This is a genomic window from Streptomyces sp. NPDC026500, assembly GCF_055567635.1.
Map to the genome: position 1 here is coordinate 135,139 of NZ_JBVHQB010000015.1, position 16,524 is coordinate 151,662.

The 16,524-nt window shown below is 70.6% G+C and carries 11 protein-coding genes; 3 read left to right on the forward strand and 8 right to left on the reverse strand.

The features are described 5' to 3' along the window. Window positions 1-104: 104 nt before the first annotated feature. Entirely contained in the window at window positions 105-1,520 is a 1,416-nt protein-coding gene (gene proS / locus ACZ4N5_RS26225) for a proline--tRNA ligase (protein WP_467759498.1), read from the reverse strand. 201 nt (window positions 1,521-1,721) lie between these two features. Here proS and ACZ4N5_RS26230 point away from each other — a divergent pair, with 201 nt between their 5' ends. Then, window positions 1,722-2,579, forward strand: a complete 858-nt coding sequence (locus ACZ4N5_RS26230; RefSeq protein WP_467759499.1) for an SAM-dependent methyltransferase — start codon at window positions 1,722-1,724, stop codon at window positions 2,577-2,579. Between the two features lie 247 nt (window positions 2,580-2,826). On the opposite strand, the gene ftsH is transcribed toward ACZ4N5_RS26230, so the two are convergent. From ftsH to nsdA, 6 genes are all read right to left on the reverse strand, one after another. Next, complete coding sequence (gene ftsH / locus ACZ4N5_RS26235; RefSeq protein WP_467759500.1) at window positions 2,827-4,761, reverse strand: ATP-dependent zinc metalloprotease FtsH; 1,935 nt, start codon at window positions 4,759-4,761, stop codon at window positions 2,827-2,829. Window positions 4,762-4,923: 162 nt separating this feature from the next. After that, complete coding sequence (gene ffh, locus ACZ4N5_RS26240) at window positions 4,924-6,477, reverse strand: signal recognition particle protein (protein WP_467759501.1); 1,554 nt, start codon at window positions 6,475-6,477, stop codon at window positions 4,924-4,926. 231 nt (window positions 6,478-6,708) lie between these two features. Continuing rightward, a complete protein-coding gene (locus ACZ4N5_RS26245; protein ID WP_467759502.1) occupies window positions 6,709-9,168 on the reverse strand; it encodes a [protein-PII] uridylyltransferase in 2,460 nt (819 codons plus the stop codon). Window positions 9,169-9,206: 38 nt separating this feature from the next. Continuing rightward, complete coding sequence (locus ACZ4N5_RS26250; protein ID WP_261708276.1) at window positions 9,207-9,545, reverse strand: P-II family nitrogen regulator; 339 nt, start codon at window positions 9,543-9,545, stop codon at window positions 9,207-9,209. Continuing rightward, window positions 9,542-10,879: an ammonium transporter gene (locus ACZ4N5_RS26255; protein WP_467759503.1), complete on the reverse strand. Its 1,338-nt coding sequence runs from the start codon at window positions 10,877-10,879 to the stop codon at window positions 9,542-9,544. The genes ACZ4N5_RS26250 and ACZ4N5_RS26255 overlap by 4 nt, the downstream gene beginning before the upstream one ends. 436 nt (window positions 10,880-11,315) lie before the next feature. After that, complete coding sequence (gene nsdA / locus ACZ4N5_RS26260; RefSeq protein ID WP_467759504.1) at window positions 11,316-12,791, reverse strand: transcriptional repressor NsdA; 1,476 nt, start codon at window positions 12,789-12,791, stop codon at window positions 11,316-11,318. Window positions 12,792-13,238: 447 nt separating this feature from the next. On the opposite strand from nsdA, the gene ACZ4N5_RS26265 reads away from it, so the two are divergent. Continuing rightward, window positions 13,239-13,901, forward strand: coding sequence for a bifunctional DNA primase/polymerase (locus ACZ4N5_RS26265; protein WP_467759505.1), 663 nt, complete (start codon window positions 13,239-13,241; stop codon window positions 13,899-13,901). 146 nt (window positions 13,902-14,047) lie between these two features. Here ACZ4N5_RS26265 and ftsY read toward each other — a convergent pair whose 3' ends face one another. Continuing rightward, window positions 14,048-15,250, reverse strand: a complete 1,203-nt coding sequence (gene ftsY, locus ACZ4N5_RS26270) for a signal recognition particle-docking protein FtsY (RefSeq protein WP_467759506.1) — start codon at window positions 15,248-15,250, stop codon at window positions 14,048-14,050. A gap of 284 nt (window positions 15,251-15,534) precedes the next feature. Here ftsY and ACZ4N5_RS26275 point away from each other — a divergent pair, with 284 nt between their 5' ends. Continuing rightward, entirely contained in the window at window positions 15,535-16,503 is a 969-nt protein-coding gene (locus ACZ4N5_RS26275) for an LLM class flavin-dependent oxidoreductase (RefSeq protein WP_467759507.1), read from the forward strand. Window positions 16,504-16,524: the final 21 nt, after the last annotated feature.

The window sequence follows — 16,524 nt, forward strand, 5'->3', positions numbered from 1 at the left end:
TACGTAGTCACACGTACGCCCCGGCGCGTAGACGGTATCCGCACGCCGGGGCACCTGTGGTCGGCAGATGCGCAAGAGGTGTTTCGGCCGCCCTCGCGTCCCACTCAGTAAGCGCGCGCGACGACGGCGACGTTACCGGGTGTGTCGTCGGCGTCCGGCACCGACCCGTCCTCGGCGACCAGACACCGTACGGTCACCGCGTGCTCGGCGAGCCTGGCCTCGCCCTCTTCGCCGAGGTCGGCCCAGGGAATGCGCGCCCAGCCGCCCGCCTCGGCGGCCTCCACGGCCGCGCCGATCGTTGACACGTCCGAGGTACGGGACTCGCGGCGCTCGCGGGACTGCCTCAGGAGCAGCGCCTGGTCCTCTTCGAGAAGGGCGGGAAGCAGGGCCGCCAGTGCGTCGAGGGCCACGGGCTCCTTGCCTCCGGGAATGCGGCGGGCCAGCATCGCCGTGCCGTTCTCCAGGTCACGGGGGCCGACCTCGACCCGTACGGGGACACCCTTGAGCTCCCAGTCGACGGCACGGCGCCCGAACGGGGTGTCCGTACGGTCGTCGACCTGGACTCTTACACCCGCCGCCTTCAGCCGGTCGCCGATTTCGCGGACCTTGGCCAGAACCGCCTCATCCCCCTTGATCGCGAGGACGACGACCTGTACTGGGGCGAGCCTGGGCGGCACTCGCAACCCACTGTCATCACCGTGCGACATGATCAGGCCACCCACCATGCGGGTCGAGGACCCCCAGGAGGTCTGCCAGACGAGTTCCTGCTTCCCGTCCTTGGACAGGTACTGGGTATGGAACGCCTTCGCGAAGTTCTGCCCCAGCTCATGGCTGGTGCCCATCTGGAGCGCCTTGCCGTCGCCCATCATGCCTTCGAGCGTGAGGGTGTTGATGGCGCCCGCGAACCGCTCGCTCGCCGTCTTCCGGCCAAGGACGACATCGATACCGAGGACGTTGACCATGAAGTCGGCGTACACCTCCTTGTGGATGTGCGCCGCGTAGTCCCGGGCGTCCTCGTAGGTGGCGTGCGCGGTGTGGCCCTCCTGCCAGAGGAATTCGGTCGTACGGAGGAACACCCGCGGGCGCATCTCCCAACGGACCACGTTCGCCCACTGGTTGATCAGCAGCGGCAGATCGCGGTAGCTCTGCACCCACTTGGAGAAGGAGGCGTTGATGATCGTCTCGGAGGTGGGACGGACGACGACCGGCTCCTCCAGCTCCTTGCCGCCGCCGTGCGTGACGACCGCGAGCTCGGGGGCGAAGCCCTCGACGTGCTCCGCCTCCCGGGTCAGGTACGACTGCGGGATGAACAGCGGGAAGTACGCGTTCTGGGCACCCGCTTCCTTGATGCGGGCGTCCATCTCCTGCTGCATCCGCTCCCACAGCCCGTACCCGTACGGCCGGATGACCATGGTGCCGCGCACCGGACCGTTGTCCGCCAGCTCGGCCTTGTTGATCAAGTCCTGGTACCAGCGCGGGAAATCGTCCGCCTGGGGCGTGAGAACGGGTGCCTTTGCCATGCGGGTGATGGTACGGGCCCACGTTGCCGGTATGTGAATTCTCGCGCCCTTTGCGGCTGGGGCACAAACGGGCCCCCGCAACCCCTGGACGGCACGTCGAGGGCGGAGTTACCTGACATACGGGGGGAGTGCGGGCCTCGTGCGCGGGGGCGAAGGACGAGGGGGCCCGGCAGCAACTCTCGGCGGATTGGGGCACTTTCGATGACACCTACGCTCGTGCGGCAGCACCTTCCTCATGCGGGCCCATCGCCCCGCGCGGACCGGGGTGCACGCGCGCGTGACTGGGCCGAGATCCAGGAGCGGATGCTGGTGCCGCTCTACGAGGCCGTCTACGAGCGACTCGAAGTGGGCGGCGGGGCACGGCTGCTCGGGCTCGGCTGCGGGGCGGGGCTCGCCCTGCTGATGGCGGCCTCCCGCGGCGCCGCGGTCACGGGTGTCGACTCCTCGTCACCCGAACGGCTGGCCCTCGCACGGGAACGTCTGCTGCCACAGGCATGGGACACGCCGCCGCGCGCCGAGGCCCAGCTCGTGGCCGGCTCTCCCGGGGACGCGGCAGTCGCCGGGTCGCCGGCGTACAACCTGGTGACCGCCTTCGAGCCGATCGGGTGCGTGGCCGGCGACTCCGAAGGGCTCGGTTCGCTGCTCGCGGAGGCGTCACCGCTCACCGGCCGGGGCACTCCCGTGGTCCTGGTCGGCTGGGGACCACCGGAGCGGTGCAGCACCTCGGCCGTGCTGCGAGTCGCCACCAAGCTGGCCGATCCCCTGCGCGGTGCGGCGAGCTGGCGCGCCGCCTGCCGGGACGATCTGGAGGAAGTCGCCCAGCGGGCCGGGCTGCGGCCGGACGGCTCGGGGCGGGTGGCCTGCCCGTTCGGCTACGCCGACGTGGACAGCGCCGTGCGCGGGCTGCTCTCCACGGGGCTCTTCGACGCCGCGGTCGACGCCACCGACCAGGCGCAGGTCGACAAGGAAGTGGCCGAGGCGCTGCATCCTCATGTTCGGCGGGACGGGACCGTCTGGATGCCGAACGTGTTCCGGTATCTGATCGCCCGGACGGTCTGAGTCGGTCCGAGGGCGGTCTCAGGCCGGTCCGAAGTCGGTCCGAGGGGGTCTGAGGTAGGCCCGAAGTCGGTTTGAAGTCGGTCCGAGGGCGGTCTCAGGCCGGTCCGAAATCCGGTCTGAGGTCGGCCCGAGGGCGGTCTCAGGTCGGTCTGAGGTCGGTCCGAGGGCGGTCTGAGGCGGCCCTCAGGGCGGTCCGAGGACGGTCTGTCGAGGTCGATGGAGGTCTGCCGAGGTCGGTCCCGGGCGGTCACGCCTCCTTCGCCGCCCGCGGCACCCCGGCGATCCGGTACGCCTCCGCCTCCTCAAGCGTCTCGTTCGCGAGGAGCGCCTCCGCCAGGGCATCCAGTTGCCCTCTGTGCTCGCGGAGTTTCTGGCAGGCCTCGTCGTAGCACTCGTCGACGATGCGGCGCATCTCGTGGTCGATCGAGTCGAGGGTGCCCGGGGCCGCCGCGAGGCCGTAGGCCTGCTGGGCGTCGTTGGGCAGCGCGGACAGCCGGCCGACCCGGTCGCTCATGCCCCAGCGGGCCACCATGCCGCGGGCGAGGTTCGTGACCTGTTCCAGGTCGTTCTCCGAGCCCGTGGTGATGACGTCGTAGACGACGTGCTCGGCGGCCATGCCGCCGAGGGCGCCGATGATCCGGCCGCGCAGGTACTCCTCGGTGTACGCGTACCGGTCCGCGTCCGGCGTCGAGAGGGTGACACCGAGGGCGCGGCCGCGCGGGACGATGGTGATCTTGCGGACCGGGTCGGCACCGGGCCGCAGCATCCCGAGAAGGGCGTGGCCGCTCTCGTGGTACGCGGTGCGCCGGCGTTCCTCGTAAGGCATGACCAGCGAGCGTTCGGCGCCGAGCTGGACCTTTTCCAGCGCTTCGGAGAGGTCGCCCTGTGTCACCTCCTCCTGCTTGCGCTTCACGGCGAGGAGAGCCGCCTCGTTGGCAAGGTTGGCGAGGTCGGCGCCGGTCATGCCCGGGGTCGAACGGGCCACCTGGGTCAGGTCCACGCCGGGGGCGAGCGGGATGTCGCGGGTGTGGATCTCCAGGATCGCCTCGCGGCCGCCGCGGTCGGGGGGCGAGACGTTGACGACGCGGTCGAACCGGCCGGGGCGGGTGAGCGCCGGGTCCAGGATGTCCGCACGGTTGGTGGCGGCGATGACGATGACGCCCTCCGAGCCGGAGAAGCCGTCCATCTCGGTGAGGATCTGGTTCAGCGTCTGCTCGCGCTCGTCGTGGCCGCCCATCGCGGAGCCGCCCGACCGTGCCCGTCCGATGGTGTCGATCTCGTCGATGAAGATGATGGACGGGGCCACTTTGCGGGCCTCGGAGAACAGCTCGCGGACGCGCGAGGCGCCGACGCCCACGATCATCTCGATGAACTCGGAGGCGGAGGCCGAGAAGAACGGGACACCCGCCTCTCCCGCGACCGCCCGTGCGAGCAGGGTCTTTCCGGTGCCGGGCGCGCCCGCCAGCAGCACACCGCGCGGCATCTTCGCGCCCATCCTGCGGTACGCGTCGGGGTTCTTGAGGAAGTCCACGACGTCGTTGAGCTCACCGGCGACCTCGTCGATGCCGGCCACGTCCGCGAACGTCGTGCGCTTGCCGCCGGGCACGAGTTCGACCGGCTTGGGGGGCGTCTTGCGGCCGAGCATGCCGCCGGCGCCGCCCATGCCGGTGCCCATCCGCCGGGCGATGAAGATCCACAGGACGACGAGCAGGGCCATCGGGGCGAGCGAGATCAGCAGGTTGAAGAGGACGCTGCGCTCCTGGACCACCGGCGAGGCGGTCACCGTGACGTCGTGCTTCTCCAGGTTCTGCCAGAGTTTGTCGTCCGCGAAGACCGGGCGCTGGGTCTTGAACTTCGTGTATTTCCCGTCGCCCTCGGGGTTCTCCTGGGAGTTCTTGAGCTGCCCCTGGATCGCGTCGCCCTTGGAGTAGATCTTGGAGACGTTGCCGTCGCTCACCTGCCTGCTGAACTCCGTGTACGAGATCGTCGGCTCGTTGCCCTTGTTGTAGAAGGACAGCACCAGGTTGGCGATCAGGAACACGAGGAGCGCGGCCAGGGCCAGGCTCCACCAGCCGCCGGGCAGCTTCCGCCGGCCGCCCGACGGCGGGGTCGGCTCGGGCGGCGTGCCCTCGGTACGCCACGGCTTGTCAGGTTCCTTGCGCGGCGGCACGGGGTTGCTCATAACTGGACGTTACGACAGATGGTGGACACTGGCACCCGCGCTCTTGAACCCGGAGCCGCCGTTCATGCACCCGGCACCCGCCCTCATGCCACTGGGGGCGCCCCTCGTGGCGAGGGGCGCCCCCAGTGGGCGTCACGAAAGGCTCCCGTACGGGACGGGAGGTCAGCCCATGAACTTCTTGAACTCGTCCGGCAGCTCGAAGTCTTCCTGGGCGCCCTGCTGCGGGAGGCCGAAGGCGTTGCCGCCCTGTGCGCCGGCCTCGCGGCGAGCGGCCTCCTCTTCCTCCTGCTGCTTGCGCTTCATCGGGTTGCCGGAGCGCTGCTTGCCCTTGGCCTGCTTCTGCTTCTTCTTGGCTCGGCCGGGGCCGCCGCCCATGCCCGGCATCCCGGGCATGCCCGGCATCCCGCCGCCCTGGGCCATGCGGGACATCATCTTGCGGGCCTCGAAGAAGCGCTCGACCAGGCCCTTGACCGCGCTGACCTCGACGCCGGAGCCCTTGGCGATACGGGCACGGCGCGAGCCGTTGATGATCGTCGGCTCCTGGCGCTCGGCCGGAGTCATCGACTTGATGATGGCGGCCGTACGGTCGACGTCGCGCTCGTCGAGGTTGTTGATCTGGTCCTTGATCTGGCCCATGCCCGGGAGCATGCCGAGCAGCTTGCTGATGCTGCCCATCTTGCGGACCTGCTCCATCTGGGACAGGAAGTCGTCCAGGGTGAAGTCCTGGCCCTTCTTGGACGCCAGCTTGGAGGCCATCTTCTCGGCCTCTTCTTGGCTGAACGTCTTCTCCGCCTGCTCGATCAGGGTGAGGAGGTCACCCATGTCGAGGATGCGGGAGGCCATCCGGTCCGGGTGGAACGCGTCGAAGTCGTCGAGCTTCTCGCCGTTCGACGCGAACATGATCGGCTTGCCGGTGACCGAGGCGATCGACAGGGCCGCACCACCGCGGGCGTCACCGTCGAGCTTGGAGAGCACCACGCCGTCGAAGCCGACGCCGTCGCGGAACGACTCGGCCGTGTTGACCGCGTCCTGGCCGATCATCGCGTCGACGACGAAGAGGATCTCGTCGGGGCTGACGGCGTCGCGGATGTCCGCGGCCTGCTGCATCAGCTCCTGGTCGATACCGAGACGGCCGGCGGTGTCCACGATCACAATGTCGTGGACCTTGGTCTTCGCGAACTCCATCGAGTCCTTGGCGACCTTGACCGGGTCACCGACGCCATTGCCCGGCTCGGGGGCGTAGACGGCGACGCCCGCGCGCTCGGCGACCACGCTGAGCTGGTTCACCGCGTTCGGGCGCTGGAGGTCGGCGGCGACGAGGAGCGGGGAGTGGCCCTGGTCCTTGAGCCACTTGCCGAGCTTTCCGGCGAGCGTGGTCTTGCCCGCGCCCTGGAGACCCGCGAGCATGATCACGGTGGGCGGGTTCTTGGCGAACCGGAGGCGGCGGGTCTCGCCACCGAGGATCGTGACGAGCTCGTCGTTCACGATCTTCAGGACCTGCTGGGCGGGGTTGAGCGCCTTGGAGACCTCGCTCCCGAGCGCCCTCTCCTTGACGTTCTTGATGAACGTCCGGACGACGGGCAGGGCGACGTCGGCTTCGAGAAGCGCGATGCGGATTTCCCGGGCCGTGGCGTCGATGTCCGCCTCACTGAGGCGCCCCTTGCCGCGGAGGTTTTTGAACGTCGCGCTGAGGCGGTCGGAGAGGGTATCGAACACGGTGGCTTCGGTCCTCGGAGTCGGGGGCGTTTTGGGCTGCCCTCCAGGGTATCCGGCCCCGCAAGCGAATCGTCCCCGCCCGCTGCATTCAGCGTGCGGGGACGGAAACCCCGAGGGCCCGCAGCGGCGGGGAGCAGGCCCGGAAACTCTCCCGGATCGGCTTTCGGCGACCGGACCGCCCCCGCAGTGCGGGGATCACCTGTCCGCTCAACGCGCAAAACGACCGCGAGGTCACCCTCGCAGCGTCTCCTCCAGGGCGCGGGCCAGTGAGGCCGCCTCCGCCCCCGGCAGGGGCGCTCCCTTCGTTCCCGTCACGTAGAAGGCGTCCACGGCGTTCGCGCCGAGTGTGGAGACGTGCATGCTCCGCACCCGGACGTGCGCGTTCTCCAGGGCCCGCCCGATGCGGTGTAGCAGGCCCGGAGCGTCGTGGGCGCGGACCTCTATGACCGTGGCGTGGCGCGAGGCGGCCGGGGCGACCGTCACACGGGGCGGCGGCGCGACCGTGCCGCGGCGGCGCGGGTAGGCGGCGTCGCGTTCGGCGAGGCGCGCGGTGATGTCGAGGGAGCCGTCCAGGGCGCGTACGAGGTCGGCGCGCAGGCGGGCGGCCTGCGGCAGGGAGCCGTACTCCGCGGCGACCCGCCAGTTGAGCAGCAGGACCGAGCCCTCGACACCGTCGGGCAGGTCCAGGGCGCGCAGCTCGGCGGTGCGGACGGTCAGCCGGTGCATGGCGAGGACGCCGGCCACCGAGGGGAGCACGCCGGGCTGGTCCGGGACCGCGATGAGCAGTTCCACACCGAGCGGTTCCGGGTCGTCCGGGACGGTGGTGGGTTCGGCGTCGGTGTCGACCGGTTCCGTCTGTGCGCGCAGCGCCAGGACGGGCCCGCCGGTGCGGCACGCCTCGACCGCGAGGCGTTCCTGCTCGGCGGTCGGCGCGGCGGCCTCGGGCTCCTCCGGCGCGTCCCCGGCGAGGACGGCCGAGACCCGCTTGACCAGGTCGGCGACGAGGGAGCCGCGCCAGGAGGACCAGGCCGCGGGCCCGGTGGCCAGCGCGTCCGCCTCCGTGAGCGCGTGCAGCAGTTCCAGGGTGCCCTGCGATCCGACGGCCTCGGCGACCGAGCGGACGGTGGCCGGATCCTCCAGGTCACGCCGGGTCGCGGTGTCGACGAGCAGCAGATGGTGGCGTACGAGGGTGGCGAGCACCGCCACGTCCGTGCGGTCGAAGCCGATGCGGGCGGCCACGTCGCGGGCGATGATCTCGCCCGCCACGGAGTGGTCGCCGGGCCAGCCCTTGCCGATGTCGTGCAGGAGGGCGGAGACGAGCAGGAGGTCGGGGCGGCCGACGCGGCGGGTCAGTTCGGAGGCCCGGACGGCGGTCTCGATGAGGTGGCGGTCGACGGTCCAGATGTGGACGGCGTTGCGCTGCGGGCGGCAGCGCACCCGCTCCCAGTCGGGCAGCAGCCGGGTGATCAGCCCTTCCGCCTCCAGTGCCTCCCAGACCTCGATGGTCGGGCGGCCCGAGCCGAGGAGCGTGACGAGGTGTTGGCGCGCCTCGGCGGGCCAGGGCGCGGGAAGGGGACGCGCGACGGCGGCCATGCGCCGTACGGCGTGCAGGGACAGCGGGAGATCCGCCTGCGCGGCCGCGGCGGCCGCACGGAGCGGGAGCACGGGGTCGCGTTCGGGACGCGCGGTGCGGGCGAGCCCCACCTCGCCGTCCTGCTCGACCACGCCCTCGGCGAGGGGGGACCGCTCGGCGGCCGGCTTGCCGCCACCCAGCATGGCGCGCAGCCGCGGACGCACGGCACGCGACCGCAGTACGCGCCCGACCTCACGCCAGGTGACGTCACTGGCGTACGACACGACGCGCGCGGCTTCGTAGACCTGGCGCAGCAGCGTGTCGGCGTCCAGCAGACCGAGTTCGGCGGCGACCTGGTCCTGTTCCTGGAGCGCGAGACGGTCGGTGGCACGCCCGGTGGCGAGGTGCAGGGCGTCACGGACGTCCAGCAGTCTGCGGCGGGCGTCGGAGAGGCCTTCGCGGGGTGCGTCGGCGAGCCAGGACGCGGCGACGGCGCGCAGTGCGGTGGCGTCGCGCAGTCCGCCGCGGGCTTCCTTCAGGTCCGGTTCGAGGAGGTACTGGAGTTCGCCCTGGCGTTCGGCGCGCTCCGCGCACAGCTCCTGGAGTTCGGGCAGCCGCTTGGGCGCCTGGTTGCGCCAGTCGGCGAGGACGGCCGTACGCAATCCGGCGGTGAGACCGAGGTCACCCGCGATATGGCGGGCGTCGAGGAGGCCGAGCTGGACCTTGAGGTCGTCGGCGGCGGTCTTGCGGGCCTCGGCCGGCGTACGGACCGAGTGGTCGAGGTCGAGGCCCAGGTCCCAGACGGGGTACCAGATGCGGTCGGCGAGCGCGGCGACGGCTCCTGAGTCGGCGCCGTCGTGCAGGAGGAGCAGGTCCAGGTCGCTGCGGGGGGAGAGCTCACCGCGGCCGTAGCCGCCGACGGCGACGAGCGAGACTCCGCGCAGGCTCTCGGATCCGGCGGTGAACAGGCCGGTCAGCCAGTCGTCCGTCAGTTCGGCGAGGGCGGCACGGCGCGGCGGCCCGGACCGCGCCCCCTCTTGGAGGAGGCGCAGCCGGGCCGCCGCATAGCCGCTGGGTCCCGAGTCCTCTGCTTCCACTCGCGTGTCCGTACTCGTCACCCAGCGACTCCTGTCTTTCTTCTGGCGGGCCGGTCCCGTCAGAGCGCGTCCGGGCCGCGCTCGCCGGTCCGGACCCGTACGGCCGTATCGACCGGGATGGACCACACCTTGCCGTCACCGATCTTGCCGGTACGGGCCGCCTTCACGACGATGTCGATGAGCTGTTCGGCGTCGTCGTCCTCGACCAGCACCTCTATGCGGATCTTGGGGACGAGGTCGACGGTGTACTCGGCACCGCGGTAGACCTCGGTGTGTCCCCGCTGCCGACCGTAGCCGCTCGCTTCGGTGACCGTCAGTCCGTGAACCCCGAAGGCCTGCAGGGCCTCCTTGATCTCGTCGAGCCGGTGAGGCTTCACGACGGCGGTGATGAGCTTCATGCGTCCACCTTCTTGGCATCCGCGTCGGCCGGGGCGGGCGCGGCGGTCCGGGCGGTGCCGCCGCCGGCACCGCTGAAGTCGTATGCGGTCTCGGCGTGCTGGGCCTGGTCGATGCCGGAGATCTCCTCGTCCTCGGTGACCCGCATACCCATGGTCTTGTCGAGGATGAAGGCGAGGATCGCGGAGACGACCAGCGAGTAGCCGAGGACGGCGAAGACCGCGGCGCACTGCTTCCAGAACTGGGTCAGGCCGCCGCCGTAGAAGAGGCCCTGGGCCGCGGACTGGCCCTTGCCGCTGGCGAAGAAGCCGATGAGCAGGGAACCGATGACACCGCCGACCAGGTGAACACCGACGACGTCCAGGGAGTCGTCGTAGCCGAACCGGTACTTCAGGCCCACGGCCATGGCGCACAGGACACCGGCGATCGCGCCGACGGCGATCGCGCCGAGCGGGGAGACACAGCCACCGGACGGGGTGATGGCGACCAGACCGGCGACCGCGCCGGAGGCGGCGCCCAGCGTGGTGAACGCGCCGTGCCGGATCTTCTCGTAGATGAGCCAGGCCAGCATGGCGGCCGCCGTGGCGACCTGCGTGTTGACGAACATCAGCGCGCCGACGCCGTCGTCGTTGCCGAGCCACGAGCCGGCGTTGAATCCGAACCAGCCGAACCACAGCAGACCGGAGCCGAGCATCACCAGCGGAAGGCTGTGCGGGCGCATCGGGTCCTTCTTGAAGCCGACGCGCTTGCCGATGACCAGGATCACACCGAGCGCCGCGGCGCCCGCGTTGATGTGGACCGCCGTACCACCGGCGAAGTCGATCACGCCGAGGTCGAAGGCCCAGCCGCCGGTCCCCCACACCCAGTGGGCGACCGGGAAGTAGACGAGCGTGGCCCAGAGCGTGATGAACAGCGACCACGCCGTGAACTTCACGCGGTCCGCGAGCGCACCGCTTATCAGCGCGGGCGTGATGATCGCGAACATCATCTGGAAGACCATGAAGACGAACACCGGGATGGTGTAGCCGGGCCAGAGCTGCGTCAGGCCGATGTCGCTGAGGCCGACCCAGTCCGAGGTCCAGCCGATGAACGATCCCTTGTCGGTGCCGAAGGCGAGGGAGAAGCCGTACAGCACCCACAGGATGGTGACGATCCCCATGCTGATGAAACTCATCATCAGCATGTTGAGGGTGCTCTTGACGCGGACCATGCCTCCGTAGAAGAAGGCGAGTCCGGGCGTCATGATGAGCACCAGGGCGGAACAGATGAGCATGAACCCTGTGTTTGCAGCAGACAGCTTGGGTGCCTCTGCGGCAAGGGTGATGGCTGGTGCCATCGGCGTCTCCTCGTCGTTGGTACGGCCCCGTGCGGGCGAAGCCTGAGTGGTCGTGAGGGGTGGGCCGGTTATGCGCCATGAGATTGACGCAGCGCCGTTTCCGTGGAAGCCCCTCGATGTTTCGCACCAGTGACGAAGGCGCTCTGCGTGTTACGCATTCATGAACTGCCGGATTGTGGTCGAACCGATCGTTATCGTGACGCAACCTCCGACAGGGCGCTCGCGACCTGTCCGACGAGGACGGCCGCGACCGCCGTGTGAGGCATCCCCACGGTGACCAGCCACATCCGCGAGAGCCAGGCCGGCCGGGGCCGCATACAGCAGAACCGGCCACGGTCGGCCGTCCGATGACCTGGCATGGGGGAGCCGAGTCGGGCAGTTCGGGACGACCGGCCGCAGCCGGGGTACTGGGCAAGGCCGCTCGGGCGGCCCGGTGTCAGACCGCCTCGGCGGTCTCGGGCAGGTCAACGGCCAGCTGGTCGGTGAGGTCGATGACCTCGGCGAGGTCCCCGAAATCGCGGACCGCGGTGTCGACCGTCTTTCGGATACGAGTGTTGACGCGCTCCGAGCGCACCTTCTTGCCGATCCTCAGGGCTTCCTTGGCCAGGACCGCACTCCGCTCGGGCTCACGCTGCAGAAGGTGCACGGTGGCCATGCCGATGAGGTTGAGTGCGTACGAACGCTGGTGCTCGGAATCCTTGCCGAAGCGGTCGACCGCCTCCTGCATCAGGGGCTCGGCCATGGAGGCGTACGTGGGGCTGCGCCCGGCGACATAGGCGAGGTCGCGGTAGGAGTGCGAATTCTCGCCGTACAGCTCGGCCTTGGAGAAGAAGCGGATCCAGTCGGGGTCCGGGTCGTCCCACTCGTGCACGTCGGCGAAGGTGTCCTCGGCCATCCGGACGGCCCGCTTGCACTTTCCGGGCTGGCCCATGTTCGCGTAGGCGCGGGCCTCCATCGCATACAGCATCGACTGGGTGCGCGGGCTCGCGCAGTCGCGGCTGCCGTACTGCGCGAGATGGATCAGTTCCAGCGCGTCCTCGGGCCGCCCGAGGTGAATCATCTGGCGGCTCATGCTGGAGAGGATGTACGAGCCGAGCGGTTTGTCGCCCGCCTCCTTCGAGGCGTGCAGGGCGAGCACGAAGTACTTCTGCGCGGTGGGCTGGAGGCCCACGTCGTAGCTCATCCAGCCCGCCAGCTCGGCCAGTTCGGCGGCGACCTTGAACAGGCGCTTGCCGGTGGCGGCGGGCTGCGGCTCCTGGAGGAGGTCCGTCACCTCGTGCAACTGGCCGACGACCGCCTTGCGGCGCAGTCCGCCGCCGCACTGGGCGTCCCACTGACGGAACATCACGGTGGTGGACTCCAGGAGGTCCAGCTCCGGTTGGGAGAGCCGGCCGCCGCGGCGCGTCGAGGCCTGCGGCTCCGGCTCCTCGTACGACGCCATGGGTGTGGGGACGAGCCAGCGCTGCATGGGCTCGATGAGGGCCGGGCCCGCGGAGAGCGCCAGCGAGCTGCCGAGGAAGCCGCGCCGCGCCAACATCAGGTCGCTGCGCGAGTATTCACTGATCAGCGCGACGGTCTGGGGGCCCGTCCACGGCAGGTCGATGCCGGACACGGAGGGTGCCTGGTGGGCCGCGCGCAGACCGAGGTCCTCCACGGCGACGACACAGCCGAACCGCTCGGAGAACAGCTCCGACAGGATCCGCGGGATCGGCTCGCGCGGGTTCTCCCCGTCCAGCCAGCGGCGCACCCGCGAGGTGTCCGTCGAAATGTGGTTGGCCCCCAACTGGCGTGCCCTGCGGTTCACTTGACGAGCGAGCTCGCCCTTCGACCAGCCACTGCGCACAAACCACGAGCCGAGCAGCTCGTTGGGGCGCTTGTCAGCGTTCGTCCCGCCTCCGCCGTTGCCGCCCACTGGAACGCCCCCACTCCCCGAGACCACTTGTCGCCGCTCTGCGCCAAGCCCTATCAGAATGCCGGTAAATACGGCCGCGCGTCCGGCGGTTCTCACCCTTCGAACGGCAAACCGGCTTGCCCTTGGCATACCCACGAGTACAGGCAACCCCAGGACTCGTGCACACAAAGTAATCCTACGATCACGCGTCCAACCATGGCGATCCATGAAACGCCACCATTCGCCACCCCTTCGAATGAACTCCGCGCGCGCTGCTCGCGATTCACTTGACACGGAACGACCACGGGTGGACAGAGAGGTGCACTCCAGGGCGCACGGAACTGAGCGCACCACCCCGCACACCACAAGGCGCCGCCTGGATCGCGCGAAACCGGGCAGCCAGGAACAGAGGGTGACAATCCGGTTCCATCACGTAACCACCGGCGCATCGGACCCGTTGGAGGGGGCATGGGCTTCACGATCGGCAGTAGTCGGGCGATGCGCGACATCCGGACCGGCGCTCGTCGCCGCGGCCGCTCGTCGGAGGGCACCGCCGTCGCCGCGTTCACCGGACTGTGGGGATGGGACGTGGTCCCTGGTGCCCGAGCCGCCGCGGGGGCGTGCTCGTGCGGCAGGGCCGACTGCGCCGCGCCGGGTGCGCACCCCCTGGGCTTCGCACCGACGATCCCGGCCGGCGCGACACTGAACGAGGCGACCGGTATCTGGTCCGAGTTCCCGGGTGCCGCGGTGATGCTGCCGGTCGGCCGGGCGTTCGACGTGATCGAGGTGGCCGAGCCGGCCGGGCGCCGCGCGCTCGTCCGCCTGGAACGCATGGGCCTCCCCCTCGGCCCGGTCACGGCCACCGCGGACGGCCGCGCCCAGTTCTTCGTCTCCCCCGGTTCCGCCGCCGAGCTTCCCGAGCTCCTCTACCGGATGGGCTGGGACGACGCCTCTCTGGACCTGCACGGCCTGGGTCCGGGCACGTTCATCACCGCCCCGCCCTCCGACCGCGCGGGACTCGGCCCGGTCTGCTGGCTGCGCTCCCCCGCCCTCGACTCGGCCACGAAGCCACCCCCGGCCCGGCTGCTGCTCGGCACGCTCGCCTACGTGGCACACCGTTCGCGGGCCTGAATCACTCCACGGAGGACCAGCCGCCGCCTCGCCGCACGGCGGCCGACTCCGTCGACGGCGCCACCCGGACAGGACGAAGCGCCCGTCCCCCGACAGTGCTGTGGGGGCGGGCGCTTCTTCGGGCACCTACGCGTTCGCGCGGGTGGTCACTCTCCGATAAGGGCGTCAACGAACGCCTCCGGCTCGAACGGCGCCAGGTCGTCCGCGCCCTCGCCGAGCCCCACCAGCTTGACCGGGACGCCCAGCTCGCGCTGCACCGCGATGACGATGCCGCCCTTCGCCGTGCCGTCGAGCTTGGTCAGCACGATGCCGGTGATCTCCACGACCTCGGCGAACACGCGCGCCTGGACCAGACCGTTCTGGCCGGTGGTCGCGTCGAGGACCAGCAGCACCTCGTCGAGCGGCGCGTGCTTCTCGACGACGCGCTTGACCTTGCCGAGCTCGTCCATGAGACCGGTCTTGGTGTGGAGCCGGCCTGCGGTGTCGATGAGGACGACGTCGGCGCCCTCCGCAATGCCCTCCTTGACCGCGTCGAACGCGATCGAGGCGGGGTCGCCGCCCTCGGGGCCGCGGACGGTGCGGGCGCCCACGCGCTCGCCCCAGGTCTGGAGCTGGTCGGCCGCGGCGGCGCGGAAGGTGTCGGCCGCGCCCAGCACGACGTTCTTGCCGTCGGCGACGAGCACGCGCGCGAGCTTGCCGGTGGTGGTGGTCTTACCGGTGCCGTTCACGCCGACGACCATCACGATGCCCGGGGTGTCGAGGTTCGAGTCGGTCTTGACCTCGCGGTCGAATTCCGGGACGAGCAGCGTGAGCAGCTCCTCGCGCAGCAGGCCGCGCAGTTCGACCGGCGTCCGGGTGCCGAGCACCTTCACGCGCTCGCGCAGCCGCTCGACCAGCTCCTGGGTGGGCTGCACACCGACGTCGGCGACGAGCAGCGTGTCCTCGATCTCCTCCCAGGTCTCCTCGTCGAGGTGCTCGCGCGAGAGCAGCGTGAGCAGCCCCTTGCCGAGCGCGTTCTGCGAGCGGGAGAGCCGGGTGCGCAGGCGCACCAGACGGCCGGCGGTCGGTTCCGGGATCTCGATCGCGGGGACGGCCGGAGGTTCCTCGACGGCGACCGGCGCGGCGGCCGAGCCCTCGGGGAGATCCACCTCCTCTATCGTGCGGCGCGGTTCGTCGTGCGGCGCTTCGGCCTCGTCGCCGACGTGCGGTTCGGCCGGAGGCGCGGTGATGTCGGGGGCGGCGGGGGGCGGCGGGGGCAGCTGCTTCCGCTTGCGACTGCCGACGACGAGCCCACCGAGCGCGCCGATCACCACCACGGCGATGACTACAGCAAGGATGATGGTTTCCATAACAGCCCCAGTATCAGCCATCCCCCGCGCGGGAGGCTTTTCCCCCCACGCAGGGGAACTCTTGTAGTTTTGTACGAACACTTGGCGCTCCGGGGCGAACCCGGGCGCCCCCGCGCAGCTCCGGGAGCGCGCGGTACGCGCCGGTGGGCGCGGGCCACGAACGGCACCCCCTCCGAGCCCTTCGATCCGACCGGCGCTCCGGCCCGGCCCCGGCGTCCGCCGCTATGGCAACCTGACGCACCGTCAGCTACCGTCCCCCCTCCACACACGAAGGGGGGCCTCCCATGCCCGTAACGGTCGTGCGCTTCAACCTCGTCGAACCCGACGCCACCCCCGCCTCGCTCAGTGCCCGGTACCAGGCGGCCGTCGAGATGGCCACGTACGCCGACGACCGCGGGATCACCACGGTGCAGACCGAGGAGCACCACGGAGTCACCAACAACTGGCTGCCCTCGCCGTTCGCGTTCGCGGGCGCGGTCTTCGGGGCGACCCGGCGCCTCGCGGTCACCGTCTCGGCGGTCATCGGCCCGCTGCACGACCCGCTGCGTCTCGCCGAGGACATCGCCGTACTGGATCTGCTCAGCGGTGGTCGCCTGGTGACCGTGGCCGGCATCGGCTACCGGCCCGAGGAGTACGCGCTCTTCGACGTCGACTGGAAGCGGCGCGGTGAGCTCCAGGACGAGCTCCTGGAGACGGTGCTGAAGGCGTGGACCGGCGAGGAGTTCACCTATCGGGGCCGCACGGTACGGGTCACCCCGCGTCCGTTCTCGGATCCGCACCCCCTGCTGCTGGTGGGCGGTTCCTCCAGGGCGGCGGCCCAGCGCGCCGCCCGGCTCGGGCTGCCGTTCTTCCCGAGCGCGCACCTGCCCGAGCTGGAGGCCTACTACAAGGAGCGGCTCATCGAGTACGGCACCGAGGGCTGGACCATGATGCCCGGCGCCGAGACGCCACTGCTGCACATCGCCGAGGATCCGGACCGGGCCTGGGCCGCGTACGGCTCCCACTTCCTGCACGAGGCGCGGACGTACGCCTCCTGGCAGTCCGGCGACATCCGCTCGGCGGTGAAGTCGGCGGCCACGACGGTCGAGGAGCTGCGCGCCGAGGGCGTCTACCGCATCCTGACGCCCGACCAGTGCGTGGCGCAGGGCCTCGACAGTCTCGTGCTGCATCCGCTGTCCGGCGGGATGCCCGTGGACGAGGGCTGGCGCAGTCTGCAGCTGTTCTGCGAAGGCGTGCTGCCCCGGCTCGATTGACCTGACGGTCCGAGCCGGGGC

Excerpts from the sequence above, each read along its gene's own strand:
- proS (WP_467759498.1), bottom strand. The coding sequence starts at position 1,520 with ATGGCAAAGGCACCCGTTCTCACGCCCCAGGCGGACGATTTCCCGCGC.
- ACZ4N5_RS26230 (WP_467759499.1), top strand. The coding sequence starts at position 1,722 with ATGACACCTACGCTCGTGCGGCAGCACCTTCCTCATGCGGGCCCATCG.
- ftsH (WP_467759500.1), bottom strand. The coding sequence starts at position 4,761 with ATGAGCAACCCCGTGCCGCCGCGCAAGGAACCTGACAAGCCGTGGCGT.
- ACZ4N5_RS26250 (WP_261708276.1), bottom strand. The coding sequence starts at position 9,545 with ATGAAGCTCATCACCGCCGTCGTGAAGCCTCACCGGCTCGACGAGATC.
- ACZ4N5_RS26255 (WP_467759503.1), bottom strand. The coding sequence starts at position 10,879 with ATGGCACCAGCCATCACCCTTGCCGCAGAGGCACCCAAGCTGTCTGCT.
- ACZ4N5_RS26265 (WP_467759505.1), top strand. The coding sequence starts at position 13,239 with ATGGGCTTCACGATCGGCAGTAGTCGGGCGATGCGCGACATCCGGACC.
- ftsY (WP_467759506.1), bottom strand. The coding sequence starts at position 15,250 with ATGGAAACCATCATCCTTGCTGTAGTCATCGCCGTGGTGGTGATCGGC.
- ACZ4N5_RS26275 (WP_467759507.1), top strand. The coding sequence starts at position 15,535 with ATGCCCGTAACGGTCGTGCGCTTCAACCTCGTCGAACCCGACGCCACC.